The sequence below is a fragment of the Streptomyces sp. NPDC048479 genome (assembly GCF_040651435.1).
Taxonomy (GTDB): Bacteria; Actinomycetota; Actinomycetes; order Streptomycetales; family Streptomycetaceae; genus Streptomyces.
In genome coordinates, this window is sequence record NZ_JBEZKA010000023.1 from 121431 (window position 1) to 147114 (window position 25684).

Below are 25684 nucleotides of genomic sequence, written 5' to 3' on the forward strand. Positions count from 1 at the left end.
GCTCGTATTGCTCACACGTCAACATCTTGTTAACGGCAATTGGCGCCACCTAACGTCATCCGAACCGCCGCTCCGGTGGGAGTTCAAGGATGAACGTTAGGTGTCCCCAATGCTGACAATCCTCGGCTTTGTCATGATTGCGACCTTCCTGGTCCTGATCATGATGAAGAAGATGTCGCCGATCGCGTCGTTGGTCCTCATTCCCGCACTCTTCTGCGTACTCGTCGGAAAGGGCGCGCACCTCGGGGACTACGTCATCGAAGGCGTCGGCAATCTCGCCCCCACCGCGGCGATGCTGATGTTCGCGATCGTCTACTTCGGCGTCATGATCGACGTCGGCCTCTTCGACCCGATCGTCCGCGGCATCCTGCGCTTCTGCAAGGCGGACCCGCTGCGCATCGTGGTCGGTACGGCGGTGCTCGCCGCCATCGTCTCGCTGGACGGCGACGGCTCCACCACCTTCATGATCACCGTCTCGGCGATGTATCCGCTCTACAAGCGCCTCAAGATGAGCCTGGTCGTGATGACCGGTGTCGCCGCCACGGCGAACGGCGTGATGAACACCCTGCCCTGGGGCGGCCCCACCGCCCGTGCGGCGACCGCGCTGAAGGTGGACGCGGCCGACATCTTCGTCCCGATGATCCCGGCGCTCGGCGTCGGACTGCTCTTTGTCTTCGTCCTCGCCTACGTGCTGGGCCGGCGGGAGCGCAAGCGCCTCGGGGTGCTCACCCTCGACGACGTGCTGGGGACCGAGACCGCCACCGAGAGCGAGACCGAGACTGTGCTGGTCACTTCGGGCGGCGGCGCCGGCAACGGTACGGAGAAGAGCCTCACCGGTGGCACCGGTACGGGCGCCGACGCCGAACCGGCGAAGGCTGACGGAGACGACCGCAAGGACGGGACCGACGGCAACGACGGGGACGACGATGGCTTCCAGGGACTCGACCCGGACCGCGTCACCCTCCGCCCCAAGCTCTACTGGTTCAACGCCGGGCTCACCGTCGCCCTCCTCGCCGCCATGATCATGGAGTACCTCCCCATCCCGGTGCTCTTCCTCCTCGGTGCGGCTCTCGCCCTGACGGTCAACTTCCCGAATATGGCCGATCAGAAGGCCCGCGTCGCCGCCCACGCCGAGAACGTCCTCAACGTCGCCGGCATGGTCTTCGCCGCCGCCGTCTTCACCGGCGTCCTGACCGGCACCGGCATGGTCAAGCACATGGCCGACTGGCTGGTCGGCGCCATCCCCGAGGGCATGGGCCCGCACATGGGCATCGTCACCGGCCTGCTGAGCCTCCCGCTCACGTACTTCATGTCGAACGACGGCTTCTACTTCGGTGTCCTGCCGGTCCTCGCCGAAGCGGGCTCCGCCCACGGCGTCTCCTCGCTGGAGATCGCCCGCGCATCGCTGGTCGGTCAGGCCCTGCACATGTCGAGCCCGCTGGTCCCCGCCGTGTACGTCCTCGTCGGCATGGCCAAGGTCGAGTTCGGCGACCACACCAGGTTCACGGTCAAATGGGCCGCGCTCACCTCACTGGTGGTGCTCGGTGCCGGAGTCGTCTTCGGCATCATCTGATGGTCCCTGCTTCTCAAGAGCCCGGCAGGAGCTGGCTGCTGCGCCTCGTCATCGCCTTCGCCTTCGCGCAGGGCGCGGTGTCGATGGCACGGCCGGCCGTCTCCTACCGGGCTCTTGCCCTGGGCGCCGACGAGCGCGCGATCGGTGTGATCGCGGGCGTGTACGCGCTGCTTCCCCTGTTCGCCGCCGTACCGCTGGGGCGCAGGACGGACCACGGGCGGTGTGCACCCCTGCTGCCCATCGGCGTCGTCCTGATCTCCGGCGGGTGTGCCCTCAGCGGTACGGCGGTCTCACTTCCCGCGATGGCGGCCTGGAGCGGAGTGATGGGCCTCGGCCATCTCTGCTTCGTCATCGGCGCCCAGTCGATCGTCGCCCGCCAGTCGGCCCCGGACGAACAGGACCGCAACTTCGGCCACTTCACCATCGGCGCCTCGCTCGGCCAGCTCGTCGGACCCATCGCCGCCGGGTTCCTGGTCTCCGAGCAGGACGGCGCCATGGGCCGTACGAGCGCACTCGCCCTGGTCGTCTCGGCGGCCGTGGCGGCCGTCTCCTTCACCTCGCTCTGGCGCATCGAGCACCGCAGGACCGGCCGCCCGGCCCGCGAACCGCGGTCCAAGGTCCCTGTACACCGCATACTGCGCACCCGCGGCGTACCTGCCGGGATCTTCATCAGTCTCGCCGTGCTCTCGGCCACCGACATCCTCACGGCCTATCTGCCGGTGATCGGCGAGCACCGCGGTATCGCACCCGCCGCCATCGGTCTGCTGCTGAGCCTGCGCGCGGCCGCGACCGTCGCCTGCCGCCTTGTGATGACGCCGATGATCCGGCTGCTGGGCCGTACGGTGCTGATGACCGTGACCTGTCTGCTCGGCGGTCTCCTGTGCGCGGGTATCGCGCTGCCCGTCCCCGTCCGGGCGCTCGCCATAATGCTCGCTGTCCTCGGCTTCTGCCTGGGCGTCGGCCAGCCGCTGTCGATGACGACGGTCGTCCGGGCTGCCCCGGCTCAGGCGCGCTCAACCGCACTCGCCCTGAGGCTGACCGGAAACCGACTCGGCCAGGTCGCCGCTCCCGCTTCCGCCGGACTGGTCGCGGGTATCGCGGGCACGACCGCGCCGTTCGTCATGCTGGGCACGCTTCTGCTGGTCGCGGCCGGATTGGGCGCCCGGCAGTCAACCCGCCCGGCGGAGGCCGGGGTTCGCGACGGACGAGACCATGGCCGAGGTCGTCTCCTGGTGACGGACGGCTCCGTACAAAGAGCCCACCCCCAACCTTCGCGCGAAACATTCCCCGACGGGGAGTAGTCGGCTAGTTTCAGGCGTCTCAGTCGCTCCTCCTCTTCTCCTGGCGGAACCATATGAGTCGCGCCATTTCACTGCACAGCGTCAGCAAGAGGTACGGACGCGCCACCCGTGCCGTCGAACGCTTCTCCCTCGACATCGAGCCGGGGGAGTTCGTGGTGCTGCTGGGCCCCTCGGGCTGCGGCAAGTCAACCGTGCTGCGCATGATCGCCGGCCTCGAGGAGATCACCGAGGGGGAGTTGCTGCTCGACGGCGAGTACGCCAACCACATCCCGCCCCGCGACCGTGCGATGGCCATGGTGTTCCAGAACTTCGCGCTGTATCCGAGCATGACGAACCGCGAGAACATCGGCTTCCCGCTGCGATTGGAGAACCCCCGCCTGGACAGCGGCCCGCAGGTCGAGGCCACCGCCAGGATGCTCGGTATCGAGGACGTCCTCGACCGCTATCCCAACCAGCTGTCCGGCGGCGAACGCCAGCGGGTCGCGATGGGCCGGGCCATCTCCCGGCGGCCGTCCGTCTTCCTGATGGACGAGCCGCTGTCCAACCTCGACGCCAAGCTGCGCAACCATCTGCGCGCCGAAATCGCGCAGCTCACCGCCGAGTTGGGCGTGACGACCGTCTATGTCACGCACGACCAGGCCGAGGCGATGTCGCTCGGCGACCGGGTCGCCGTGATGCGCGGTGGTGTGCTGCAGCAGGTGAGCACTCCGCGCGAGACCTACGCCCTGCCGGAGAATGTCTTCGTCGCCGCGTTCATCGGCACCCCGCGCATCAACCTGCTGCAGGCCGTCGTGTACGCGCCGCTGGACGGCCGTATGTCGATCGACCTGGGCAAGCAGCGGCTGCCGCTGCCCGAGCCCCTCAGCATCGACCACCAGCTGCTCCGTATCCAGCAGGGCCGGCAGATCATCGTCGGCCTGCGTTCCGAGGCGACCCGGATCGCTCCGCCGAGCCAGGCGCGCCCCGGCGAGGTCGCGCTGACCGGGATCGTCGAGCACATGGAGTACCAGGGGCACGAAGCGCTGGTGTACTTCAACACCGGATCGCAGCCCGCGGTGGTCGCCGATCTGGAGTCGCCCAAGCCGCAGCCCACCGCGCGCCGGCGCCGGGGCAGAAGCGGCAGCGGCCCGAGCGTGCTGACCTGGCTGAAGGAGCGTGCGGCCGCGCATGTCTCGGGTCCTGTCGTGGTGCTCGACGACCCGGAACCGGCACCGGAGCCCGACGCTCCCGCGTACGAGCGCCAAGCCGGTCCCGTGAGCGACCTGGTCGTCAGGACCGGCCCCGACGTCCGGCTGCGTACCGGCGCACAGGTGCCGCTCCTGGTCGACCTCGCGCATCTCTACGTCTTCGACCACCAAGGACGACGGATCTGTCCCGCTCCCCCCGACCTCCTCGGGCTGGACGCCTGACGCCTGCGGCGGTCTCCTCACCCCGGGTGCCCCTGGCGCCCAAAAACTAACACCGCTAGTTTGGGGTCCGGACGACTACCGTAGGTTCTGGAGGAGTGCGATGAAGGCTCACGACGGCATGTATATCGGCGGCCAGTGGCGGCCGGCCGCCGGACCCGACACGATCGCGGTGGTGAATCCGGCGGACGAGCAGGTCATCGCCCATGTCCCGGCCGGTACGGCGGAGGATGTCGACGCCGCCGTACGCGCCGCCCGCGAGGCCTTCCCGGCCTGGGCCGCCACCCCGCCCGCCGAACGCGCGGCACGGATCGCAGCGCTGCGCGACGTACTCGTGGCCCGCAAGGACGAGATCGCGGAGACGGTCACCGCCGAGCTGGGCGCACCCCTCGCCCTCTCGCAGATGGTCCACGCGGGAGTGCCGGTCCTGGTCGCCGGCTCGTACGCGGAACTGGCCGCCTCCTACTCCTTCGAGGAGAAGATCGGCAACTCCACCGTGCTGCTGGAGCCGGTCGGTGTGGTCGGCGCCATCACGCCCTGGAACTACCCGCTGCACCAGGTCGTCGCCAAGGTGGCCCCGGCCCTCGCTGCGGGCTGCACGGTCGTACTCAAGCCGGCCGAGGACACCCCGCTGACCGCGCAGCTCTTCGCCGAGGCCGCGCACGAGGCCCGCCTGCCCGCCGGAGTGTTCAACCTGGTGACCGGCCTCGGCCCGGTCGCCGGCCAGGCACTCGCCGCGCACGAGGGTGTCGACCTGGTCTCCTTCACCGGTTCCACCGCGGTCGGCAAGCAGATCGGCGCGACGGCCGGCGCCGCCGTCAAGCGGGTCGCCCTGGAGCTCGGCGGCAAGTCGGCCAATGTCATCCTGCCGAGCGCCGACCTGGCCAAGGCCGTCAGTGTCGGCATCGCCAACGTCATGTCCAACTCCGGCCAGACCTGCAGCGCCTGGACCCGGATGCTGGTGCACAAGGACCAGTACGACGAGGCGGTCTCGCTCGCGGCCGCCGCGGTCGCCAAGTATGTGCCGGGCGAGCGGGTCGGCCCGCTGGTCAACGCCAAGCAGCAGCAGCGCGTACGCGGCTATATCGAGAAGGGCGTCGCCGAGGGTGCCCGCCTGGTCGCGGGCGGCCCCGATGCCCCGCACGAGACGGGCTACTACGTCAGCCCGACCGTCTTCGCCGATGTCACCGAGGACATGACCATCGCGCAGGAGGAGATCTTCGGCCCGGTGGTCTCCGTACTCAAGTACGAGGACGAGGAGGACGCGCTCCGTATCGCCAACGGCACCGTCTACGGTCTCGCGGGCGCGGTCTGGGCCGGCGACGAGGCGGAGGCCGTCGCCTTCGCACGCCGGATGGACACAGGACAGGTCGACATCAACGGCGGCCGCTTCAACCCGCTTGCGCCGTTCGGCGGTTACAAGCAGTCCGGCGTCGGCCGCGAGCTCGGCCCGCACGGTCTGTCCGAGTACCTCCAGACCAAGTCCCTCCAGTTCTGAGCCGGGAGCCTCACGCATCATGGTCCGCGCCGCCGTACTGCCCGCCGTCGGCTCTCCGCTGGAGATCACCGACATCGAACTGCCCGAGCCGGGCCCCGGCAGGGTGAGGGTTCGCCTCGCCGCCGCCGGGGTCTGCCACTCCGATCTGTCCCTGTCCAACGGCACCATGCGCGTCCCCGTCCCGGCCGTCCTCGGGCATGAGGGCGCCGGCACGGTCGTCTCCGTCGGAGAAGGCGTCACCCATGTCGTCCCCGGCGACGGTGTCGTCCTCAACTGGGCGCCGTCGTGCGGGAGTTGCCACCACTGCGGGATCGGCGAGGTGTGGCTGTGCGCCAACGCGCTCACCGGCGCCGCAAGCGTCTACGCCCGTACCGCCGACGGCACCGAACTCCACCCCGGCCTGAACGTCGCGGCCTTCGCGGAGGAGACCGTCGTCGCCGCGAACTGTGTTCTGCCGGTCCCGGACGGCGTTCCGCTCGTCGATGCCGCCCTGCTCGGCTGCGCGGTCCTCACCGGCTACGGCGCCGTCCATCACTCCGCCCGCGTCCGCCAGGGAGAGTCGGTGGCGGTCTTCGGCGTCGGCGGCGTCGGCCTCGCCACCCTCCAGTCCGCCCGTCTCGCAGGCGCGGCGACGATCATCGCCGTCGATGTGTCCCCGGAGAAGGAGTCACTCGCCCGCCGGGCGGGCGCCACCGACTACGTCATCGCCTCCGACACCACCGCCAAGGAGATCCGAAAGCTCACCGGCGGGCAGGGCGCTGACGTCGCCATCGAGTGCGTCGGCCGGGCGGCCACCATCCGCACCGCCTGGGACTCCACCCGCCGCGGCGGCCGCACCACGGTGGTCGGCATCGGAGGCAAGGACCAGCAGGTCAGCTTTAACGCACTGGAGATCTTCCACTGGGGCCGTACGCTCTCCGGCTGCGTCTACGGCAACAGCGATCCGGCCCGTGACCTGCCCGTCCTCGCCGCACACATCCGCGCCGGACGCCTCGACCTGAGCTCCATGGTCACCGAGCGGATCGCGCTCGACGGCATCCCCGCCGCCTTCGACAACATGCTCGCGGGCAAGGGGGGACGAGCCCTGGTCGTCTTCTAGATCCCGATCCCGCAGCACCCCGGCCGCCCGTGCGCGGCCGGGGTGTCAGTGCTGCCCTTTCACTCCTCGCTCATGGGTCATGATCAAGTAAAAACTCCTGGTGCGCGAACCGTTGACCTCCATACCACCCGGTCGGTACGTTCCCCGCACTCCTCGTCCCCGCACCCATCGGAGTGTGCACAGCATGGACACGGCCGCACAGCTCACCGGCGCCACGACGCCAGCTCCCGCCGACCCGAACCGACGCAGGGTGGCCACCGCCGCCGCCCTCGCCTCCGCCGTCGAGTGGTACGACTACTTCGTCTTCGGTATCGCCGCGGCTCTCGTACTCGGCGACCTCTACTTCCCCTCCGGCAGCTCCTCGACCGGCGTGCTCGCCGCCTTCGCCACCTTCGCGGTCGGCTTCCTCGCCCGGCCCGTCGGCGGGATCATCGCGGGCCAGCTCGGCGACAAGCACGGCCGCAAGCCGATGCTCGTCCTCGCACTGACCCTGATGGGCGTCGCCACCACCGGAATCGGCCTCCTCCCGACGTACGAGACGATCGGCATCGCAGCGCCTGTGCTGCTCGTGCTGCTCCGCGTGGTCCAGGGCATCGCGGTAGGTGCCCAGTGGGGCGGCGCGATGCTGATGGCCACCGAGTACGCCCCCGAGGGCAAGCGCGGGCTGTACGGCAGCCTGGTCCAACTCGGCGTCCCCATCGGAGTGGTGACCGCCAACACGGTCTTCCTGGTCGCCGGTGCCGTCACCAGCGACTCGACCTTCGCCGCCTGGGGATGGCGGGTCCCGTTCTTCGTCGGCTTCCTCGTCCTCGCCCTCGCCTGGTTCATCCACACCCGGGTCGAGGAGACGCCCGAATTCCGCGAGGCCGAACAGGCCCTGGCCGCACAGGAGAAGAGCGAGTCCCGCTCACCGCTCCGTACGATCCTGCGCACGCACCTCGGCACGGTCTTCCTGGCCGGCGGTTCCTTCGCGGTCAACACCGCGACCTTCTACATCATCATCACCGGCGTGCTCGACTACGCGACCCGCGAACTCGAGATGAAGCGCAGCGCCGTGCTCACCGTCTCGCTCTGCGTCAGCCTCACCCAGCTTGCGCTGATCCCCGCGGCGGCAGCCCTCTCCGACCGCATCGGACGGCTGCGCATCTACGCCGCGGGCGCGGTCGGCCTGCTGGTCTGGGCGATCCCGATGTTCCTGCTGATCGACACCAAGTCGCTGCTCTGGCTGGGCGTCGGCACCTTTGTCACCAGCTGTTTCCTCAGCATCATGTACGGGCCGCAGGCGGCGCTGTTCGCCGAACTCTTCACCGCCGAGATGCGCTACACCGGAGCCTCGCTCGGCTACCAGATCGCCGCGGTCTTCGGCGGCGGCCTGGCCCCGTTCATGATGGTCCTGCTGCTGGAGGCGACCGGCACCTCGATGGCCGTCGCCGGCTACATCATCGGCCTCGCGGTGATCGCCCTCGTCTCGATCAAGATCCTGGCTTCACGGGCCGCCGCCCGGGATTGAGCCGACCCTCCTTCCCGTCCTCTCCCCCTCCCGCCGTCGGCTTCTGCGCCCGGCTGCGGGAGCGGGAGACCGCCACACCGGCCAGGCACAGCGCGCCTCCTGCCAGCGTCAGCCCGGCCGGCACCTCGTCCAGCGCCAGCCAGGACATCAGGACGACCAGTGCGGGGACGGCGTACGTCGTCGCGCCCATCCGTCCCGCCGTCGTACGTGCCAGGGCGTAGGCCCACGTCGTGAACGCCAGCGCGGTCGGGAACACGCCGAGGTAGACCATGTTGAGCGTCGCCGACAGGGGCGCCCGGCTCGCCTCGTCGACCAGCTGCCCGACGAACGGCAGACAGGCCACCGCCCCGACCAGACAGCCGAACGTCGTCACCTGCAGTGCGCTCGCACGGGCCAGCGCCGGCTTCTGCCCGACCACCCCGGCCGCGTACCCCACCGCCGCCAGCAGACACAGCAGCACACCCAGCGTCGAGGCGCTGCCCTCGCCCGACATCGAGAGCCCCACGGTCACCGCTCCCGCGAACGACACCGCCATCCCGGCCAGCAGCCGCGGCGGCAGCGCCTCGCCCAGCAGCCGCGCGCCGAGCAGCGCGATGAGGATCGGCCCGATGTTCACCACCATCGCGGCCGTGCCCGCGTCGACCTCCTGCTCACCCCAGTTGAGCACCACCATGTAGACGCCGAACCAGAGCAGCCCCGAGACGGCGATCCCGGGCCAGGCGGCGCGCGGCGGCAGCCCCTCGCGCCGTATCAGCAGAAAGATGCCGAGTACGAGGGACCCGGCGAGCAGCCGTCCGAGGGCGAGTGCGCCGGGAGAGTACGCCCCGCCTGCACTGCGGATCGACACAAAGGCCGAGGCCCACAGCAGGACGGTGACGCCGGCCGCGGCCAGCGCGGGCCACTGCGGGCGGGGGGCAGGGTGCGCGGGGTTCGTCATGGGGCGACCGTACGTCCCCGACCCTTCGGCGCTCACCGCAATATCCCCGGCTCGATGCCGAGCAGTTCGCCCAGCGCCCGCTCGCCGTCCGCGGTCACCTTCACCGCACGCTCGGACCCGATCCGTACACACCAGCCCGTATCCAGCGCATGCCGGCACAGCTCCGCCCCGGCGATCCCCGCGAGATGCGGTTTGCGCTCGGTCCAGTCCAGACATCCGCGTACGAGCGGACGTCGCCCCTTCCGCTTCAGCTCGATGCCCAACTCCCCGAACCAGGCCGTCCCTTGATCGGTCAGCGCGAACCCGGTGTCCTGGCGCAGCAGCCCGCGTACGGTCATGGCCTGCGTGATCGCGATTCCGAGCCGCCCGGCGAGATGGTCGTAGCAGGTCCGCCCGCGCGCCATGGCGCTGCGCGCACTCGCCACCCGCAGTGACCGCGGCGCCGGATCGGCTGCCGGCGCGGCATACGAGGCGAGCTCCTCGACGAGATGCGCGACGCGTTCGTCGGCAAGGCGCACATACCGGTGCCGGCCCTGCCGCTCCTCGGCGAGCAGCCCGCCCGTGACGAGCTTGCCGAGATGCTCACTGGCGGTCGACGCCGCGACTCCCGCTTGCCGTGCGAGCTCGCCGGCGGTCCAGGCCCGCCCGTCGAGCAGTACAAGACAGAAGGAGGCGCGGGTCTCATCGGCGAGCAGCGCGGCGAGTGCGGCCAGGTCTCTGGATTGCATGACTCCAGAATCGGCCATTCCTCCTTCGGTAGCGGCCGAACTGTCCCGGTGCATCCGGTACGGGGGGCGCCTGGATGGGGGCGGGCGCGCCGCCCGCTATGCGCGCACCAGGGCCGCGTACTGGACAGCGAGGCCGTCGATGAGCGCCCGCAACCCTGTCTCGAATGCGCCTTCGTCCACCTTCTGCTGCCGGTCGGCGAGCAGATGGGCCTGGCCGAGATGCGGATAGTCGGCCGGGTCGTACGCCGTCTCGTCGTCGACGAATCCGCGGGCGAAGGAGCCGAGCGCCGAGCCGGTGATGAAGTACCGCATCAGGGCGCCGATATGGGTCGCCTGGGCCGGCGGCCAGCCGGCGCGGACCATCGCGCCGAAGACGGCGTCGGCCACCCGCAGGCCGGCCGGACGGCGGCCGGGGCCGCGGGCGAGGACAGGGACCGTGTTGGGGTGGGCGGTCAGGGCGGCGCGGTAGGAGACGGCCCAGTCGTGGAGCGCGGTGCGCCAGTCGCGGCCGTCGTCCTCCTCGAACATCGACAGATCGACCTGGGCGCTGACCGCGTCGGCGACCGCTTCGAGGATCTCGTCCTTATTGCGGAAGTGGTTGTACAGGGAGGGCCCGCTGACGCCGAGCTCGGCGGCGAGCCGTCGGGTGGAGACGGCGTCCAGACCCTCCGCGTCCACGAGTGCGCTCGCCGTTTCGACGATGCGTTCTCTGCTGAGGAGGGGCTTGCGCGGTCGGGCCATGCGGCACATAGTAGGGCCTGCCAACAGGAAACTAGCAGTGTTAGTTAAAAGTGGGGTGGTCGCATATGGACCTGGAGCTCAGCGAGGAGCAGGCAGCCGTCCGGCAGCTGGCCAAGGACTTCGTCGACCGTGAGATCACCCCGCATGTCGTCGTATGGGACCGCGCCGAGAACGTCGACAAGTCGATCGTGAAGAAGCTGGGCGCGCTGGGCTTCCTCGGGCTCACCATCGACGAGCAGTACGGCGGCTCCGGCGGTGACCACCTGGCCTACTGCCTGGTCACGGAGGAGCTCGGGCGAGGCGATTCCTCGGTGCGCGGCATCGTCTCCGTATCCCTCGGCCTGGTCACCAAGACGATCGCCGCCTGGGGTGACGAGTCGCAGAAGCGCGAGTGGCTGCCCCGGCTCACCGCCGGCGAGTCGATCGGCTGCTTCGGGCTCACCGAGCCGGGCACCGGCTCCGACGCGGGAAACCTGACCACCAGGGCCGTGCGCGACGGCGACGACTACGTCATCAACGGCTCCAAGATGTTCATCACCAACGGCACCTGGGCCGATGTGGTGCTCCTCTTCGCCCGTACCAACGACACGCCCGGCCACAAGGGCGTCTCCGCCTTTCTGGTGCCGGCCGACACCCCCGGGCTGAGCCGTCGCACCATCCACGGAAAGCTCGGCCTGCGCGGCCAGGCCACCGCCGAGCTGGTTCTCGAGGACGTCCGTGTCCCCGCCGCCACCCTGCTCGGCCCCGAGGGCAAGGGCTTCTCCATCGCCATGTCCGCGCTCGCCAAGGGGCGGATGTCGGTCGCGGCGGGCTGCGTGGGCATCGCGCAGGCCGCTCTCGACGCGGCCGTCGGCTATGCGGGCGAGCGCGAGCAGTTCGGCAAGTCCATCGCCTCGTACCAGCTGGTCCAGGAGCTGATCAGCGACATCTCGGTGGACGTGGACGCGGCCCGGTTGCTGACCTGGCGGGTCGCCGATCTCGTCGACCGCGGCGAGGAGTTCGCCACCGCCGCGTCCCAGGCCAAGCTCTTCGCCTCCGAGGCCGCCGTGCGATGCGCCAACAACGCTCTGCAGGTCTTCGGCGGCTACGGGTACATCGACGAGTACCCGGTCGGCAAACTGCTGCGCGACGCCCGGGTGATGACCCTCTACGAAGGCACCAGTCAGATCCAGAAGCTGATCATCGGTCGCGCGCTCACCGGAGTCTCTGCGTTCTGAGCCGGCGGTTTCCGGGCTTCTGCGTTGTGGGCTTGTGGTTTCCGGGCTTCTGAGTACGCGGGTGAGTACGGGAGCGGATGTCGCACCGGCCACACCGGCCGATGCTGACCGGCATGAGTGAAACACCGGTCAAGCAGCAGAACACAGCGGCTTTCTACGGGCAGGCCGTCGCCTCCTTCGCCGTCGCCCTGGCGGCCGTCGGCCTCGGCATCCTCTGTCTCGACGCGGACGTCTGGGTGCGCGGCTTCCTCGCTATCGCCGTCCTCTACCTCACGACCTCGGCGTTCACCCTGGCCAAGGTGATCAGGGACCGTCAGGAGGCCGGGCAGATCGTCAGCCGCGTCGACCAGGCACGGCTGGAGAAGATGCTCGCCGAGCACGACCCCTTCCAGAAGCTCTGACCAGAAGTCCTAAGCGCTTGCTCACCGGCGGGGTATGGTGTTCGTTCTGGTGAACGGAAGGGGCGAGTGGATGAGTACGGCGCAGGACACGGCCGACGAGGACATGCCGTGGGGCGAGGTTACGCCCGAGGCGGCCAGGAAGCTGCTCGTCGCCGCCGTCGAGGCCTTCGCCGAACGCGGCTACCACGCGACGACGACCCGGGACATCGCCGGCCGCGCCGGGATGAGCCCGGCCGCGCTCTACATCCACTACAAGACCAAGGAAGAGCTGCTCCACCGGATCAGCCGGATCGGGCACGACAAGGCGCTGGAGATCCTTTCGGCGGCGGCCGCCGGCGACGGCACACCGTCCGAGCGGCTCGCCGACGCGGTGCGCTCCTTCGTGCGCTGGCACGCCGGGCGGCACGACACCGCGCACGTGGTGCAGTACGAAATCGACGCGCTCTCCGACGACCACCGCACCGAGATCGTGGAGCTGCGGCGCCGCAGCGACGCCGTCGTGCGGGGCATTCTGCACGACGGCGTGGAGACGGGGGAGTTCGACGTCCCCGACGTGCCCGGCACCACGGTCGCCGTGCTGTCGCTCTGCATCGATGTGGCGCGCTGGTTCAACGTGCGGGGGAGCAGGACGCCCGACGAGGTCGGCGCGCTCTACGCCGACCTCGTCCTGCGTATGGTCGCCGCTCAGAAGTAGTTCAGCAGCGGCCTCGGCCGATGCTCAGAAGTAGTAGCGGGACACCGACTCGGCCACGCACACCGGCTTGTCGCCGCCCTCGCGCTCCACCGTGACGAGGGCGGTCACCTGCACACCGCCGCCCGCCTCCTCGACGTTCTGCAGGACCGCCGACGCTCGCAGCCGCGAGCCCACCGGCACGGGGGAGGGGAAGCGGACCTTGTTGGCCCCGTAGTTGATGCCCATCTTCATGCCCTCGACCCGCAGGATCTGAGGTACGAAGGTCGGCAGCAGCGACAGTGTGAGATAGCCGTGCGCGATCGTCGTGCCGAAGGGGCCGCTCGCGGCCAGCACCGGGTCCACATGGATCCACTGGTGGTCCCCGGTGGCGTCGGCGAAGAGATCGATCCGCTTCTGCTCGATGTCCAGCCATTCGCTGTGCCCCAGCTGCTCGCCGACTCCGGCGCGCAGCTCATCGGCGGAGGTGAAGATCCTCGGCTCGGCCATGTCCCTGGTCCCTGCCTCTCAAGCGTTCACAAGCTTCTGTCTAAGCGCTTGCTCAGCATGGTTGCGAAGACGCTCTCCTGTCAACGGACGACCGTGAACACTCGACCAGTAGGGTTCGAGGAGTGCCACAGATTCCCGAGAAGATCCACGAGCTCACGGTCGGCCAGCTGTCCGCGCGCAGTGGCGCGGCCGTGTCCGCCCTGCACTTCTACGAGTCCAAGGGCCTGATCAGCAGCCGCAGGACCACCGGCAACCAGCGCCGCTACGGCCGGGACGCCCTGCGCCGCGTCGCATTCGTGCGCGCCGCGCAGCGCGTCGGTATTCCGCTTGCCACCATCCGGGACGCGCTCGCCGAGCTGCCCGAGGAGCGCACGCCCGACCGTGAGGACTGGGCGCGGCTGTCCGCGGCCTGGCGGACCGAACTCGACGAGCGCATCAAGCAGCTCGGCCGGCTCCGTGACCATCTCACCGACTGCATCGGCTGCGGCTGTCTCTCGCTGGAGACCTGTGTGCTGTCCAACCCGGACGACATCTCCGGTGAGCGGATGACCGGCTCGCGGCTGCTGCCGGAGCGCCGCCGGCCCGCGAAGGACTGCTGCTGACAATCGCCGGACGGGCTTGAAAATCAAGCCCGTCCGGCGATTGAGGACACGGCCGAGGGGCGGTGGGCCCGCACCCCCGTGACGGGCCCGCCTCATCCCCTCGGCCGCGCAGGGCCGCCCTACTCGTACTCCGTGCCACCCTTGCGCGTCAGATACGCGGGGCTGACCGCCTTGGCGATCGCCCGGCCGCCCACCACCGGGCTGTAGCGCTCGGTGGCCGGACGGATCACGACCCCCTCGCGCAGATGCAGCTCGCGCCCGGACACGGTCTCCCGCCCGCTCGCCAGCTCCAGCACCTTCTCGATGTCGTACGGGCCCTCGTACAGCCGTGGCACGAGCGGCAGTTCACCCTCCAGCAGCTCGGCCGGGTCCAGCCAGCGGACCTGGCCGTCGATCTCCGCCGATACGTCGAAGACGGCGTAACCCAGCGCCTCCGAGCGTGCGTTGGCACCGTAGGCGAGGTCCTGCACCCCGGCGCCGTACACCTCACCGAAGAGGCCGATCCGGCTCGCCCCCAGCTTCTCGGCGAGGCGCGCCGCGACCGCGGGGGCGTCATGGCCGAGCACCGCGCGCCAGTACAGATTCCGCGGATCCTCTTTGAGCGCCAGGCCCTTGGAGCCGAAGCCCTTCGACGACACCTGGACCCTCCCGCCTTCGGCCGGCGGGACTTCCGTCCCACTTCGCTCGCCGTCCGCCACGCTGTACGTCAGGAGGCAGGCCGAGCCGTGCAGCTTCTCGGTCAGCACCACAGGCTCGCCCGGCTCGAATATCTCCGGGTAGCGCTGGATGTTCTCGATGTCGACCCACGGCAGCAGCTCCGGCGCCCGCTCCACCTCCCCGTCCATCGTGGGCGGGACGGGCGGCGACCACTTGGTGATCGAGAGCCGTTCCGCGAAGTCCGTGCCGTCGGCGGCCGCCTGCGCCAGATCGAGGTCCGCGAGCGCCTGCGGCCGGCACACGATGCCCTGCGACAGCTCGCCGCGCAGCCGAACCGCCTTGACCCGGTCGGACGCCCTGCCGGCAAGACGTCCGGTCAGTCCCAGCTCCTCGATCAACTCCGCGGGCAGCACGGCCTGTTCCGGGATGTACACGGCGGCGTCGCCACTGCGGAACGCGCCCTTGGCGACGACCGCGCGGTAAAGACCCACCTGGGCCAGCTCGAGCGCATCGGCGTTCGGGTGCTCGTGGACGGTGAGCAGTTCTGCGGTGACTCGCAGCGTCGACATCGGCGCCTCCTCGGTTACGGATTGCGGTCACCACTCTGAGGGCTGTCGTGGGTGGGGGGCCACCGAATATCGGCGACATCCGGGGCGGCGCACACCAGTTGGGCACCGGACGCGGCACGTCGGCCGTCCGGCGGGAAGAGGGGATGCTCCAGCCTCGTCCGCGGCACGGCGCTTTGGGGTGCACACGCACAGTGGCGGCGCCGGCCGCGACAGCCTCGGCCGCGGACTTGGCCCTCGCCCGGGGGGCAGCGGCGCGGCGACGCCGACACCGGCCGAACGGGGCCCGTTCAGACAGGCCTGGATCATGCCCTCGATGGTGCCAGTCGCCACTGACAACGCCACCGTCCCCGGGTCGGCAACGCGGGGGCGCAACGCCGCCGTGGCGCCCCCGCGTTCCTCATGCCACCGACGTCAGTTCCCTGCGCCCGGCCCTCTTGGCCGCCGCCACGGCCTCGGACGTCAGAACGGGCTGCGGCACGACGATGCCGCAGCCCGTGCAGACCGGCCCGAACCACGGTTCATGGGCAAGGTCCTGTCGCCAAATGATGTACGTTCCCTCGCACACCGGACAGGCCGCACCGGGATCGGTCTCCAGCGCGGATATCAGCCGGCGCAGCACCTCACCGAGCGGTGCCGCCGGATGGGCGGCCGGGATGCCGCAGCGCGCGACCCCGTTCCCGCCCCAGGTCCGGCGGTGCCAGTCGTCGATGAATCCTGGCCGCCGCAGCCCGTCGTGCTTCTCGCGCTTCCGACGGTCGGCGAAACTCTCCTCGTACGCGAGCCAGACGGCCCGCGCCTCCTCCAACTCCTCGAGCGCGGCCACCAGCCGCGCCGGATCGGGAGCCCTGTCCTCGGGCTCGATTCTGTGCTTCCCGCACAGATGATCCCAGGTTGCCCGGTGCCCATAAGGGGCAAATCGCTCCAGGCATTTGCGCAGTGAATAGCGCCGAAGCGCCAGATCACACCGTGGGTCGCGCACCTGTCTCGCGAGACTCCGGAAACCGGCCATCGCACTGCCACCTCCGTCGCTGGTACATCGGCGTCAAAGAGTGGACGTACGAGTACCCGATCCGGCTCCATCGAAAATTCGATAGCGGCCATCAGCGGGACAGCGCCTCGCCTTGTGGTGATTCGGAAAAGTGACGCATGTTCACCTTACTCGCGAGTCATACCGTCGGTAACCTCCGGCGCATCGGCCTCCCTGAGGAGCATCCATGCGACGACGCACCGGAAGACTCAGAACTGCCACCATTGCCGCGGTGTTCGCGCTCGCCGCGGGGCTGCCGGCCCCGTTGCCACAGGCCGCGGCCGAAGCCGCGGCCCCCACCGCATCCGCCGACGGCGACCGCTGCCAGAGCCAGTGCGCCGACATCCTGCCGCCCGGCGAGAACGGCAACGCCACCCTCGCCGATATCCTCGCCCACCGCGTCTTCGGCACCCGCCCCGCCCACAGCTCCGACCAACTCGGCCGCTACGACTCCCTGGTGGGCGGTTACGGCGGGCTCACCGACGCCAAGCTCACCGACTTCTTCAACGACTCCTCCTTCGGTGTCCCCGCAGGCCAGGCCGAGTCCGTCAGCACCCCCCGCCCCGACGTCACGATCACCCGCGACAAGAAGACCGGCGTCCCGCACATCAAGGGCACCACCCGCTACGGCACCGAGTTCGGCGCCGGATTCGCCGCAGGCCAGGACCGGCTGTGGATGATGGACCTCTTCCGGCACATCGGCCGCGGCGAACTCACCCCGTTCGCCGGCGGTGCGCTCGCCAACCAGGGCCTGGAGCAGCAGTTCTGGCCCTCCGCCCCGTACACCGAGGCCGACTACGAGGCGCAGATCGAGCGGATCCGCGCCACCGAGGGCGCCCGTGGCGAGCAGGCCATGGCTGACGCCCAGGCGTACGTCGACGGCATCAACGCCTACCGGGTGCAGTCCAAGAACGGACGGTACTTCCCCGGCGAGTACGTCCTGACCGGCCATATCGACTCGATCACCAACGTCGGTGAGATCCAGCCCTTCAAGCTCACCGACCTGATCTCCATCGCCTCGGTGGTCGGCGGCCAGTTCGGCGGCGGAGGCGGCGGCGAGGTGCAGGCCGCTCTCTCCCTGCTCGCCGCCCAGCAGAAGTACGGCCTGGTGGAAGGCACCAGGGTCTGGGAGTCCTTCCGGCAGCGCGAGGACCCCGAGGCCGTGCTCACCGTCCACGACGGCACCAGTTTCCCGTACGCCAACAAGCCCGCGAACCCGCGCGGCACCGCACTGCCCGACACCGGATCCGTCGTCCCCGAGCAGCTCGTCCATGACAGAACCGGCGCCGCGGGCACCGATGCCAAGTCCCCGCTGCCGGTCCCGAAGAGCCTCAGGTCCGCACAGGGCATGTACGACGACGGAGTCATCGCGCCCGGCTCGATCGGCGGTGGGCGCGGGATGTCCAATGCGCTCGTCGTCTCCGGGAGGAACACCGCGAGCGGCAACCCGATTGCCGTCTTCGGCCCGCAAACCGGCTATTTCGCGCCACAGTTGATGATGCTCCAGGAGCTCCAGGGCCCCGGCATCTCCGCTCGCGGGGTCTCCTTCGCCGGCGTCGGCATGTACGTCCAGATGGGCCGCGGCCAGGACTACGCCTGGTCCGCCACCTCCGCCGCCCAGGACATCACCGACACCTATGCGATCGAGCTGTGCGTACCGGGCGGCGGCACCCCGGGCAAGGATGCCGACCACTACCTCTACCGAGGCGCCTGCACCCCCATGGAGAAACTGGAGCGCCGCAACGCGTGGAAGCCGACGGTGGCCGACTCCACCGCCGCCGGCTCCTACCGTATGCAGGTCTGGCGCACCAAGTACGGCATGGTCACCCACCGCGCCACGGTGGGCGGCAGGCCCGTCGCCTACACCTCGCTGCGCAGCACCTACCGCCACGAGGCCGACTCGATCATCGGCTTCCAGATGCTCAACGACCCGTCGTACGTGACGGACGCCAAGTCCTTCCAGCAGGCCGCCCACAACATCGGCTACGCCTTCAACTGGTTCTACGCCGACTCGCGCGCCGCCGCCTATTTCAACAGCGGTATGAACCCGGTGCGGGCGGCCGACGTCGACCCGGCGCTGCCGGTCAAGGCGGAGCAGCCGTACGAGTGGCAGGGCTTCGACCCGGCGGTCAACACCGCCTCGTACACGCCCTTCGCCCAGCACCCCAAGTCCATCGGCCAGGACTACTACATCTCCTGGAACAACCGGCAGGCCAAGGGATACGCCACCGCGGCCTTCGGCTTCGGCGCCGTGCACCGCGGCGATCTGCTCGACGACCGGGTGGCGAAACTCGTCGCGGACGGCGGAGTGACCCGCGCCGCGCTCACCCGGGCGATGGCGGACGCGGCCGTCGCCGATCTGCGCGGCGAGCAGCTGCTGCCCGAGCTGTTGAAGGTGTTGCGCTCGCAGCCCGTGACCGACCCCCAACTGGACGCGGCTGTCCAGAAGTTGGAGTTCTGGCGGGCGGCAGGCTCGCAGCGCAGGGAGACCGCGCCCGGCTCGCACAGCTACACCCATGCCGACGCGGTGCGCATCATGGACGCCTGGTGGCCGCTGCTGATCGAGGCCGAGTTCAAACCGGGGCTCGGCGACGGTCTCTACCAGGCTCTGGCCGGGAACCTCGCGATCGACGAGTCTCCGGCGGCCAGCCACGGTGCGACCGGCGGGCACAGCGGATCCGCCTTCCAGAACGGCTGGTGGGCCTTCGCCGACAAGGATCTGCGTCAGGTACTGGGCGAGCCGGTCCAGGGCCCGCTGGCGAAGACGTACTGCGGCAACGGTGACCTCGCCGCCTGCCGTGACGCACTCCTCGCCACGCTGAAGCAGGCCACGGCCAAGCCCGCGACCGAGGTCTACCCCGGCGACGGCAGCTGCGGTGCGGGCAACCAGTGGTGCACGGACTCGATCATCCACCGTGCGCTGGGCGGCATCACCCACCCGGCGGTCAACTGGCAGAACCGGCCGACGTATCAGCAGGTCGTGGAGTTCCCGTCACACCGGTGACCTCGCATCGGTGACCACGCACCGGTGACCTCGCATCGGTGACCACGCATCGGTGACCACGCATCGGTGACCACGCATGGGTGACCGTTCATCGGTGAGCACTCATCGTGACGCTCACGGACGGCGGTCGGCCGGTGCCGAACCGGGCGAGGCAACTGCGGTGTGCCGCACGGGCGTTGAGGAGACTCAGCGCCCGATGCGGCCGGCGGCAACCACCACCCGCGCCAGCTCCTCATGGCAGATGTCGCTGTGCGCACCCGCCGGCGGCCCGCCGCGCCGCACCACCGACGCCGTGTCCACACTGACGCAGCCCGAGCCCGGAATCCCGTCGCGCAGCGCCTGCTCCAGCGTCAGCCGCGAGGTCTGCCCGACGGCCTGTATGCCGTCGTGACCCATCGCCCACCACCGCTTGTCCAGTCCGACCGCGCTCGCGTCGTCCCCGGCCAGGCTCGACGCCAGCGGATAGATCACCCCGAGCGCGATGTCGTGACGTGAATAGCAGGCGACCACAGGACCGTCGACCCGGTGCTCCATACTGCGCAGCGCCCCGCCGCTGTGCGTCGAGTGCGGCAGGCTCGGCGCGAACACATAGTGGGAGAAGGCGCCCTGAAGGAGCGTCAGCGATTTCACGTTCTGTACGCCGTCGGGCAGTCCGCGCAGCGCGAAGGAGACCAGCCGTGCCCCCTGGCTGTGTCCGACCAGATGGATGCGCACCTCGGGGGAGGACCGGGCCAGCTGCCCGAGCAGCGGGCCGAGGCCCAGCTCGCCGACCGTGCCGGCGCGCCGCTTCATCGCGTAGTACGTCGTCTGCCGCAGCAGCTCCTTCGCGCCCTTCCACGCCTTCTTCAGTCCGCCACCGACCGAGAAGGACTGAACGGCGGGTTTCTCCGTCACGGCGCCGGTCTCCTCAAGCGCCAGGGTGAACTTCCGGCACATCGTGAGCGCGTCCTCGTACAGCACAGCAGGCGGCCCCTGCTCCGCCTGCGGCAGATCGTCCGTGAAGCCGGACTCGAGACCGCCGGCCGGCACTTCGGCCAACTGCCGTGCCAGCACGCCGAACTCCGCGAACGCGGCCTCCGACTCGGGCTGCTCGTCGAGGAGCCGGGCCAGCCGTTCCACCGTCGCCCGGTATCCGGGGAACAGCTCGACCAGGGCGTCCCGCGTCGCCTTGTCCAGCCCGGGCTCCGTCGGCGGGCCGAAGACGGACGGACCGAAGTCGGGGACCGGCTCGTCCGTGAACTTCATCGACGGCCACACGACACCCGCGTATCCGAGCCGTACACCGGGAGAGGTCGCCAGCAGCCCCGGAAACGGCGCGAAGAAGGCCGAGTACAACTGGGCGGCAATGGATGGCGAGTTGTTCCAGCCGTGCGCGAACATCACCAGATCGGTGACATCCAGCTCCGCCAGCCGGTCGCGCTGCCGGGCATCGACATCGCCGTCCTTGTCGAAGGTGATTTCCCGGTACGGCTCCACACTCATATCCGGCATGACCGGCCCTCCCCGTTTTTGTCACCTGATGACACAGCATCCTGCGGGAAGGGAGGGACGGCCATACCCGCTACATATGTCGGCCGCGGTCGGTCGAAGACGGTCAGGGTCGGTCGGAGCCGGTCGTACGGTGGGGCCGGCCCCGTCAGTACCGCAGATACCGCTTCCGTACCGCCCGGAACGCGGCCAGCTCGCCCCGCCACGCCCCGACCACCTCGTCCGTCCCGGCGCCCGCGTCGATCATCGTGCGTACCTTCGCCGAGCCCGTCAGCTTGTCGATCCAGTTGTCCGGGCGCCAGGCGAAACCGCTCCAGGTCCGCTTGGCCGTCACCAGCAGCGCGATCCCTGTGCGGACCGGGTCGTACGACTTCCGGTCGTGGACGTGGAGTTGGACCCCGCCGATCGTCTTGCCCTGGAACTTGGAGAACGTCGGAGCGAAGTACGCCTCGCGGAAGCGGACGCCGGGCAGCCCGAGCGCGTTCGCGGCCTCCGCCCACTTGCGGTCGATGCCCTCCGCGCCCAGCAGCTCGAACGGCCGTGTCGTCCCGCGCCCCTCCGACAAATTCGTGCCCTCGAAGAGACAGGTCCCCGAGTAGACGAGCGCGGTGTCCGACGTCGGCATATTGGGGCTCGGCGGCACCCACGGCAGGCCCGTCCCGTCGAAGAAGTCCGAGCGCCGCCAGCCCGACATCCGTACCGTCTCCAGCTCCACCGGCTTTGTCAGGAACTCACCGTTGAACAGCCCCGCCAGCTCGGTCACGGTCATGCCGTGCGCCTGCGAGATCGGCTCGCGGCCCACGAAGGTCGCGAAGGCCTTGTCGAGCACGGGACCGAGGGCGGCCCGTCCCGTCACCGGATTCGGACGGTCGAGTACCACGAAGCGCTTGCCCGCCAGCGCCGCCGCCTGCATGCAGTCGTAGAGCGTCCAGATGTATGTGTAGAAACGGGCGCCGGCGTCCTGGATGTCGAAGACGAGTGTCTCCGCGCCCGACGTGGTGAAGATGTCGGCGAGCGGCTGCCCGCTCTTGCCGAATGTGTCGTAGACGGGCAGCCCGGTCGCCGGGTCGTCGTAGCGGCCCTCGGAACCGCCCGCCTGCGCCGTACCGCGGAAACCGTGCTCGGGACCGAAGACGGCGACGATGTTCACCCGTTCGTCGGCGTGCATGACATCCACGATGTGGCGTACGTCCTCGGTGATCCCGGTGGGGTTGGTGACCACCCCGACCCGCTGTCCGGACAGCTGCGCGTAACCGTCGGCGGCCAGCCGGTCGAATCCGGTACGGACCCGGCTGCCGTGGCCGGACCGCGCGACCGACGCACCGGACTGCTCGACGGTCGCTCCCGACTGCGCCTCGGCGCAACCGGATGTCGCCGCCAGCGCGCCCATCGCGCCGCCCGCGGCCAGCAAGCCTCGTCTGGACAGGCTCATCGGGCTACCTCCGTGACCGCCGTCTGTCATGGCCACGCACGCTAGCGCGCGCACCGGCCGCGGGGAACGACCCCGGCTCCAGGTTCGCGCATCCGGCCTTTCCCGTCCTCCGGCTGCGTCCTTGTGCCCGACCCCTTCCCTCGCTACATACCGACTGGTTAGTCTGCTGTCCTAGTCGGCACGCAGAGAGGCGGAGCTTGATGGGTACGGTGCAGGGCGCTGGGGTTGTGGTCACAGGCGCGGGCGGCGGCATTGGCGCCGCACTCGCCCGCCGGTTCGCGGCGGAGGGCGCCCGCGTCGTGGTCAACGACCTCGATGCCACAAGGACCAAGGCGATCGCCGACGAGATCGGCGCGACCGCGGTACCCGGCGACGCCTCCGAGATCGTGGAAGCGGCCCGCGACGCGCTGGACGGCACCGTGGACGTGTACTGCGCCAACGCCGGCCTCGCCTCGCCCGGCGACGCCTTCGCCGACGAGGAGGTCTGGGCGGCTGCCTGGGACGTCAATCTCATGGCACATGTCCGCGCGGCCCGCATCCTGCTGCCCGACTGGCTGGAGCGCGGCAGCGGCCGCTTCGTCTCCACCGTCTCCGCCGCCGGGCTGCTCACCATGGTCGGCGCGGCCCCGTACAGCGTCACGAAGCACGGCGCGTACGCCTTCGCCGAGTGGCTCTCGCTCACCTACCGCCACCGCGGCATCAAGGTCCATGCGATCTGCCCCCAGGGCGTGCGTACGGACATGCTGACGGCGGCCGGGTCGGCGGGCGAGCTCGTCCTCGCGCCGACCGCGATCGAGCCCGAGGACGTCGCCGACGCGCTCTTCGAGGGCATGGAGGCCGACCGCTTCCTGATCCTGCCGCACCCCGAGGTCGCCGAGTACTACCAGGCCCGCGCCGCCACGCCCGAACGCTGGCTCAACGGTATGAACCACATCCAGCAGAAGTGGGAAGGTGCGGCGCAGTGACCTCGATCTACGCCGCCAAGCCGTGGCTCTCCCAGCTCACTGACGCCCAGCGCGCCGACATCACCCCGCCGACGACCGTCGTGCACTCCTTCCGTGCCGCCGTCGACCGGGCCCCCGAGCACACCGCCCTCGCCTACTTCGACGGGCGCCTCAGCTACCGCGAGACCGACGCGCTCTCCGACTCCGTCGCGGGCCATCTCGCCGAGCGCGGCATCCAGCGCGGCGACCGCGTCGCGATCATGCTGCAGAACACCCCGCACTTCGTGATCGCGCTGCTGGGCGCATGGAAGGCCGGCGCCACCGTCGTCCCGCTCAACCCGATGTACAAGTCGGCCGAGGTGTCGCACGTACTGAGCGACGCCGAGGTCACCGCGCTGATCTGCTCGGACCGCGCCTGGGAGGCGTATCTGCGCGAGAGCGCCGCCGCCTCGTCCGTACGTATCGCGCTCACCGCCTGCGAACTCGATCTGCAGACCAGGAACGACCCCCGCGTCCTCGGCTTCGAGCGGCTGCCGCAGGCGGGCGACGCCGACGACCTGGTGAGCGTGGCCCGCGCCGGGCACACTGCCCCGGTGGACCGTGAACTCGCCGCCACCGACGTGGCGTTGATCAGCTACACATCGGGCACCAGTGGCACCCCCAAGGGCGCCATGAACCTCCACGGGGGCATCACCCACAACGCCGAGCGCCAGCGCACCGGTCACCCCGTGCCCGAGGGCGCCTGTTACTTCGCGCTCGCGCCCCTGTTCCACATCACCGGCATGGTCTGCGAGCTCGCCACCTGTATCGCCAACGCCGGAACCCTGGCTCTCGCCTACCGCTTCGAGGCGGGCGTCGTCCTCGACGCCTTCGCCGAGCACCGCCCCGCCTACACCGTCGGCCCCTCCACGGCCTTCATGGCGCTCGCCGCGCAACCCACCGCCACCCGCGAGCACTTCGACTCCTTCCGGGTGATCTCCTCGGGCGGGGCCCCGGTGCCGCCCGCGCTGATCGAGAAGTTCCGCGCCGGCTTCGGCCCGTACATCCGCAACGGTTACGGCCTCACCGAGTGCACCGCACCCTGTGCCTCCGTGCCGCCGGAGAAGGAGGCCCCGGTCGACCCGGCCTCCGGCACCCTCTCCGTCGGCCTGCCGGGTCCGGACACGATCGTGCGGATCATCGACGAGAAGGGCGAGGAGGTGCCCTTCGGCGAGCAGGGCGAGATCGCGGTCAGCGGCCCCCAGGTCGTGCCCGGCTACTGGAAGCTGCCGGAGGCCACTGCCGAGACGTTCCCGGACGGTGAGCTGCGCACCGGAGACATCGGCTTCATGGACGCGGACGGCTGGCTCTATGTCGTCGACCGCAAGAAGGACATGATCAACGCCTCCGGCTTCAAGGTCTGGCCGCGTGAGGTCGAGGACGTCCTCTACACCCACCCGGCGGTGCGCGAGGCGGCCGTGGTCGGCGTCCCCGACGACTACCGTGGGGAAACGGTCAAGGCTTACATCAGCCTGCGCCCGGGGGCCAGTGCGGAAACGGCCGAGCTCTCCGCCTACTGCGCGGAGCGGCTGGCCGCGTACAAGTACCCGCGCGTGGTTGAGATCCTGCCGGAGCTGCCGAAAACGACAAGTGGGAAGATCCTCCGGCGGGAACTGCGTTTCCCCAGGTAAGTTACTCAGTGGTACCGAGTGAGAGGCGGGTGGCGGCAATGGCCAGGACGACGGACAGGGACGGCACCCCTGTCCCGCAGAGGCTGCTGGCTGCCGCCACCCGGCTCTTCGCCGAACGCGGGTACGACCGCACCTCCGTGCAGGAGATCGTCGAGGCGGCCGGCGTCACCAAGGGCGCGCTCTACCACTACTTCGGCTCCAAGGAGGACCTGCTCCAGGAGGTCTATGCGCGGGTGCTCCGGATCCAGCAGGAGCGGCTCGACGCCTTCGCGGACGCCGACGAGCCGGTGGAGCAGCGGCTGCGCGGTGCCGCGGCCGATGTGGTCGTGACAACGATCGACAACCTCGACGACGCGGCGATCTTCTTCCGGTCCATGCACCATCTGAGCCCGGAGAAGCACAAGCAGGTGCGCGCCGAGCGACGCCGCTACCACGAGCGGTTCCGCGCGCTGGTCGAGGAGGGTCAGCAGAGCGGGGTGTTCTCCTCGGCCACCCCCGCCGACCTGGTGGTGGACTACCACTTCGGCTCGGTCCACCATCTGTCCACCTGGTACAGCCCGGACGGTCCGCTCACTCCGCAGCAGGTCGCCGACCACCTCGCGGACATGCTGCTGCGCGCGCTGCGCCCGTAGCCGAAACCCGGGGCTCCGCCCCGGACCCCGCGCCCCAATCGCCGGCGGGGCTCCTTTGGAGCCCCGCC

General features: G+C 70.0%; 22 protein-coding genes. 14 read left to right on the forward strand and 8 right to left on the reverse strand.

What is annotated here, in order from left to right; translation table 11 throughout:
- The first annotated feature begins 109 nt into the window (after nt 1-109).
- The 6 genes from AB0D12_RS30505 (at nt 110) to AB0D12_RS30530 (ending at nt 8387) form a co-directional block, all read left to right on the forward strand.
- A complete protein-coding gene (locus AB0D12_RS30505) occupies nt 110-1573 on the forward strand; it encodes a citrate:proton symporter (protein WP_362689738.1) in 1464 nt (487 codons plus the stop codon).
- Nucleotides 1573-2874 carry an MFS transporter gene (locus tag AB0D12_RS30510; RefSeq protein ID WP_362689741.1) on the forward strand — a complete coding sequence of 434 codons (1302 nt, stop codon included), beginning with the start codon at nt 1573-1575 and terminating at the stop codon, nt 2872-2874. Before AB0D12_RS30505 ends, AB0D12_RS30510 begins: the two co-directional genes overlap by 1 nt.
- Before the next feature lie 53 nt (nt 2875-2927).
- Nucleotides 2928-4283: an ABC transporter ATP-binding protein gene (locus AB0D12_RS30515; RefSeq protein ID WP_362689744.1), complete on the forward strand. Its 1356-nt coding sequence runs from the start codon at nt 2928-2930 to the stop codon at nt 4281-4283.
- 100 nt (nt 4284-4383) lie between these two features.
- Nucleotides 4384-5778: an aldehyde dehydrogenase family protein gene (locus AB0D12_RS30520; protein WP_362689747.1), complete on the forward strand. Its 1395-nt coding sequence runs from the start codon at nt 4384-4386 to the stop codon at nt 5776-5778.
- 19 nt (nt 5779-5797) lie between these two features.
- Entirely contained in the window at nt 5798-6877 is a 1080-nt protein-coding gene (locus tag AB0D12_RS30525) for a Zn-dependent alcohol dehydrogenase (RefSeq protein WP_362689750.1), read from the forward strand.
- Nucleotides 6878-7061: 184 nt separating this feature from the next.
- Nucleotides 7062-8387: an MFS transporter gene (locus AB0D12_RS30530; protein WP_362689753.1), complete on the forward strand. Its 1326-nt coding sequence runs from the start codon at nt 7062-7064 to the stop codon at nt 8385-8387.
- On the opposite strand, the gene AB0D12_RS30535 is transcribed toward AB0D12_RS30530, so the two are convergent.
- From AB0D12_RS30535 to AB0D12_RS30545, 3 genes are all read right to left on the reverse strand, one after another.
- Nucleotides 8350-9324 carry a DMT family transporter gene (locus AB0D12_RS30535; protein ID WP_362689756.1) on the reverse strand — a complete coding sequence of 325 codons (975 nt, stop codon included), beginning with the start codon at nt 9322-9324 and terminating at the stop codon, nt 8350-8352. The two genes, AB0D12_RS30530 and AB0D12_RS30535, sit on opposite strands and share 38 nt — an antisense overlap.
- 32 nt (nt 9325-9356) lie before the next feature.
- Nucleotides 9357-10052, reverse strand: a complete 696-nt coding sequence (locus tag AB0D12_RS30540) for a helix-turn-helix domain-containing protein (protein WP_362689759.1) — start codon at nt 10050-10052, stop codon at nt 9357-9359.
- A 96-nt stretch (nt 10053-10148) separates the two neighbouring features.
- Nucleotides 10149-10793, reverse strand: a complete 645-nt coding sequence (locus tag AB0D12_RS30545) for a TetR/AcrR family transcriptional regulator (protein ID WP_362689762.1) — start codon at nt 10791-10793, stop codon at nt 10149-10151.
- A 65-nt stretch (nt 10794-10858) separates the two neighbouring features.
- Between AB0D12_RS30545 and AB0D12_RS30550 the strand changes: the two genes are divergently transcribed.
- The 3 genes from AB0D12_RS30550 (at nt 10859) to AB0D12_RS30560 (ending at nt 13105) form a co-directional block, all read left to right on the forward strand.
- Complete coding sequence (locus AB0D12_RS30550) at nt 10859-12010, forward strand: acyl-CoA dehydrogenase family protein (RefSeq protein WP_362689765.1); 1152 nt, start codon at nt 10859-10861, stop codon at nt 12008-12010.
- Between the two features lie 113 nt (nt 12011-12123).
- The gene (locus AB0D12_RS30555; RefSeq protein ID WP_362689768.1) at nt 12124-12411 is read left to right on the forward strand and encodes a YiaA/YiaB family inner membrane protein; all 288 of its coding nucleotides are present in this window, start codon (nt 12124-12126) and stop codon (nt 12409-12411) included.
- 70 nt (nt 12412-12481) lie between these two features.
- The gene (locus AB0D12_RS30560; RefSeq protein ID WP_362689771.1) at nt 12482-13105 is read left to right on the forward strand and encodes a TetR/AcrR family transcriptional regulator; all 624 of its coding nucleotides are present in this window, start codon (nt 12482-12484) and stop codon (nt 13103-13105) included.
- Between the two features lie 24 nt (nt 13106-13129).
- Here AB0D12_RS30560 and AB0D12_RS30565 read toward each other — a convergent pair whose 3' ends face one another.
- On the reverse strand, nt 13130-13591 hold the full coding sequence (locus AB0D12_RS30565; RefSeq protein WP_362689774.1) for a MaoC family dehydratase: 462 nt from the start codon (nt 13589-13591) through the stop codon (nt 13130-13132).
- Between the two features lie 122 nt (nt 13592-13713).
- Here AB0D12_RS30565 and soxR point away from each other — a divergent pair, with 122 nt between their 5' ends.
- On the forward strand, nt 13714-14193 hold the full coding sequence (soxR, locus tag AB0D12_RS30570; RefSeq protein WP_362689777.1) for a redox-sensitive transcriptional activator SoxR: 480 nt from the start codon (nt 13714-13716) through the stop codon (nt 14191-14193).
- 119 nt (nt 14194-14312) lie between these two features.
- On the opposite strand, the gene AB0D12_RS30575 is transcribed toward soxR, so the two are convergent.
- Both AB0D12_RS30575 and AB0D12_RS30580 read right to left on the reverse strand, forming a co-directional pair.
- Nucleotides 14313-15419, reverse strand: coding sequence for an RNA ligase (ATP) (locus AB0D12_RS30575; RefSeq protein WP_362689780.1), 1107 nt, complete (start codon nt 15417-15419; stop codon nt 14313-14315).
- Nucleotides 15420-15816: 397 nt separating this feature from the next.
- Nucleotides 15817-16428: a hypothetical protein gene (locus tag AB0D12_RS30580; RefSeq protein WP_362689783.1), complete on the reverse strand. Its 612-nt coding sequence runs from the start codon at nt 16426-16428 to the stop codon at nt 15817-15819.
- 205 nt (nt 16429-16633) lie between these two features.
- Between AB0D12_RS30580 and AB0D12_RS30585 the strand changes: the two genes are divergently transcribed.
- Complete coding sequence (locus AB0D12_RS30585; RefSeq protein ID WP_362689786.1) at nt 16634-19450, forward strand: penicillin acylase family protein; 2817 nt, start codon at nt 16634-16636, stop codon at nt 19448-19450.
- A 186-nt stretch (nt 19451-19636) separates the two neighbouring features.
- Here AB0D12_RS30585 and AB0D12_RS30590 read toward each other — a convergent pair whose 3' ends face one another.
- Together AB0D12_RS30590 and AB0D12_RS30595 are read right to left on the reverse strand one after the other, a co-directional pair.
- On the reverse strand, nt 19637-20932 hold the full coding sequence (locus AB0D12_RS30590) for a serine-threonine protein kinase (protein WP_362689841.1): 1296 nt from the start codon (nt 20930-20932) through the stop codon (nt 19637-19639).
- Between the two features lie 154 nt (nt 20933-21086).
- Nucleotides 21087-22370: a DUF1343 domain-containing protein gene (locus AB0D12_RS30595; protein WP_362689789.1), complete on the reverse strand. Its 1284-nt coding sequence runs from the start codon at nt 22368-22370 to the stop codon at nt 21087-21089.
- Nucleotides 22371-22570: 200 nt separating this feature from the next.
- Between AB0D12_RS30595 and AB0D12_RS30600 the strand changes: the two genes are divergently transcribed.
- From AB0D12_RS30600 to AB0D12_RS30610, 3 genes are read left to right on the forward strand one after another with little or no spacing between them, the layout of a single operon-like run.
- Nucleotides 22571-23335, forward strand: a complete 765-nt coding sequence (locus tag AB0D12_RS30600) for an SDR family oxidoreductase (RefSeq protein ID WP_362689792.1) — start codon at nt 22571-22573, stop codon at nt 23333-23335.
- Nucleotides 23332-24984 (forward strand): AMP-binding protein, encoded by a 1653-nt coding sequence (locus AB0D12_RS30605; RefSeq protein WP_362689795.1) that lies wholly within the window; start codon nt 23332-23334, stop codon nt 24982-24984. Before AB0D12_RS30600 ends, AB0D12_RS30605 begins: the two co-directional genes overlap by 4 nt.
- Nucleotides 24985-25022: 38 nt before the next feature.
- Nucleotides 25023-25616, forward strand: a complete 594-nt coding sequence (locus tag AB0D12_RS30610) for a TetR/AcrR family transcriptional regulator (protein WP_327322492.1) — start codon at nt 25023-25025, stop codon at nt 25614-25616.
- The last annotated feature ends 68 nt before the right edge of the window (nt 25617-25684 follow it).

Excerpts from the sequence above, each read along its gene's own strand:
- AB0D12_RS30505 (WP_362689738.1), top strand. The coding sequence starts at position 110 with ATGCTGACAATCCTCGGCTTTGTCATGATTGCGACCTTCCTGGTCCTG.
- AB0D12_RS30510 (WP_362689741.1), top strand. The coding sequence starts at position 1,573 with ATGGTCCCTGCTTCTCAAGAGCCCGGCAGGAGCTGGCTGCTGCGCCTC.
- AB0D12_RS30515 (WP_362689744.1), top strand. The coding sequence starts at position 2,928 with ATGAGTCGCGCCATTTCACTGCACAGCGTCAGCAAGAGGTACGGACGC.
- AB0D12_RS30520 (WP_362689747.1), top strand. The coding sequence starts at position 4,384 with ATGAAGGCTCACGACGGCATGTATATCGGCGGCCAGTGGCGGCCGGCC.
- AB0D12_RS30525 (WP_362689750.1), top strand. The coding sequence starts at position 5,798 with ATGGTCCGCGCCGCCGTACTGCCCGCCGTCGGCTCTCCGCTGGAGATC.
- AB0D12_RS30530 (WP_362689753.1), top strand. The coding sequence starts at position 7,062 with ATGGACACGGCCGCACAGCTCACCGGCGCCACGACGCCAGCTCCCGCC.
- AB0D12_RS30535 (WP_362689756.1), bottom strand. The coding sequence starts at position 9,324 with ATGACGAACCCCGCGCACCCTGCCCCCCGCCCGCAGTGGCCCGCGCTG.
- AB0D12_RS30540 (WP_362689759.1), bottom strand. The coding sequence starts at position 10,052 with ATGCAATCCAGAGACCTGGCCGCACTCGCCGCGCTGCTCGCCGATGAG.
- AB0D12_RS30545 (WP_362689762.1), bottom strand. The coding sequence starts at position 10,793 with ATGGCCCGACCGCGCAAGCCCCTCCTCAGCAGAGAACGCATCGTCGAA.
- AB0D12_RS30550 (WP_362689765.1), top strand. The coding sequence starts at position 10,859 with ATGGACCTGGAGCTCAGCGAGGAGCAGGCAGCCGTCCGGCAGCTGGCC.
- AB0D12_RS30555 (WP_362689768.1), top strand. The coding sequence starts at position 12,124 with ATGAGTGAAACACCGGTCAAGCAGCAGAACACAGCGGCTTTCTACGGG.
- AB0D12_RS30560 (WP_362689771.1), top strand. The coding sequence starts at position 12,482 with ATGAGTACGGCGCAGGACACGGCCGACGAGGACATGCCGTGGGGCGAG.
- AB0D12_RS30565 (WP_362689774.1), bottom strand. The coding sequence starts at position 13,591 with ATGGCCGAGCCGAGGATCTTCACCTCCGCCGATGAGCTGCGCGCCGGA.
- AB0D12_RS30575 (WP_362689780.1), bottom strand. The coding sequence starts at position 15,419 with ATGTCGACGCTGCGAGTCACCGCAGAACTGCTCACCGTCCACGAGCAC.
- AB0D12_RS30580 (WP_362689783.1), bottom strand. The coding sequence starts at position 16,428 with ATGGCCGGTTTCCGGAGTCTCGCGAGACAGGTGCGCGACCCACGGTGT.
- AB0D12_RS30585 (WP_362689786.1), top strand. The coding sequence starts at position 16,634 with ATGCGACGACGCACCGGAAGACTCAGAACTGCCACCATTGCCGCGGTG.
- AB0D12_RS30590 (WP_362689841.1), bottom strand. The coding sequence starts at position 20,932 with ATGAGTGTGGAGCCGTACCGGGAAATCACCTTCGACAAGGACGGCGAT.
- AB0D12_RS30595 (WP_362689789.1), bottom strand. The coding sequence starts at position 22,370 with ATGAGCCTGTCCAGACGAGGCTTGCTGGCCGCGGGCGGCGCGATGGGC.
- AB0D12_RS30600 (WP_362689792.1), top strand. The coding sequence starts at position 22,571 with ATGGGTACGGTGCAGGGCGCTGGGGTTGTGGTCACAGGCGCGGGCGGC.
- AB0D12_RS30610 (WP_327322492.1), top strand. The coding sequence starts at position 25,023 with ATGGCCAGGACGACGGACAGGGACGGCACCCCTGTCCCGCAGAGGCTG.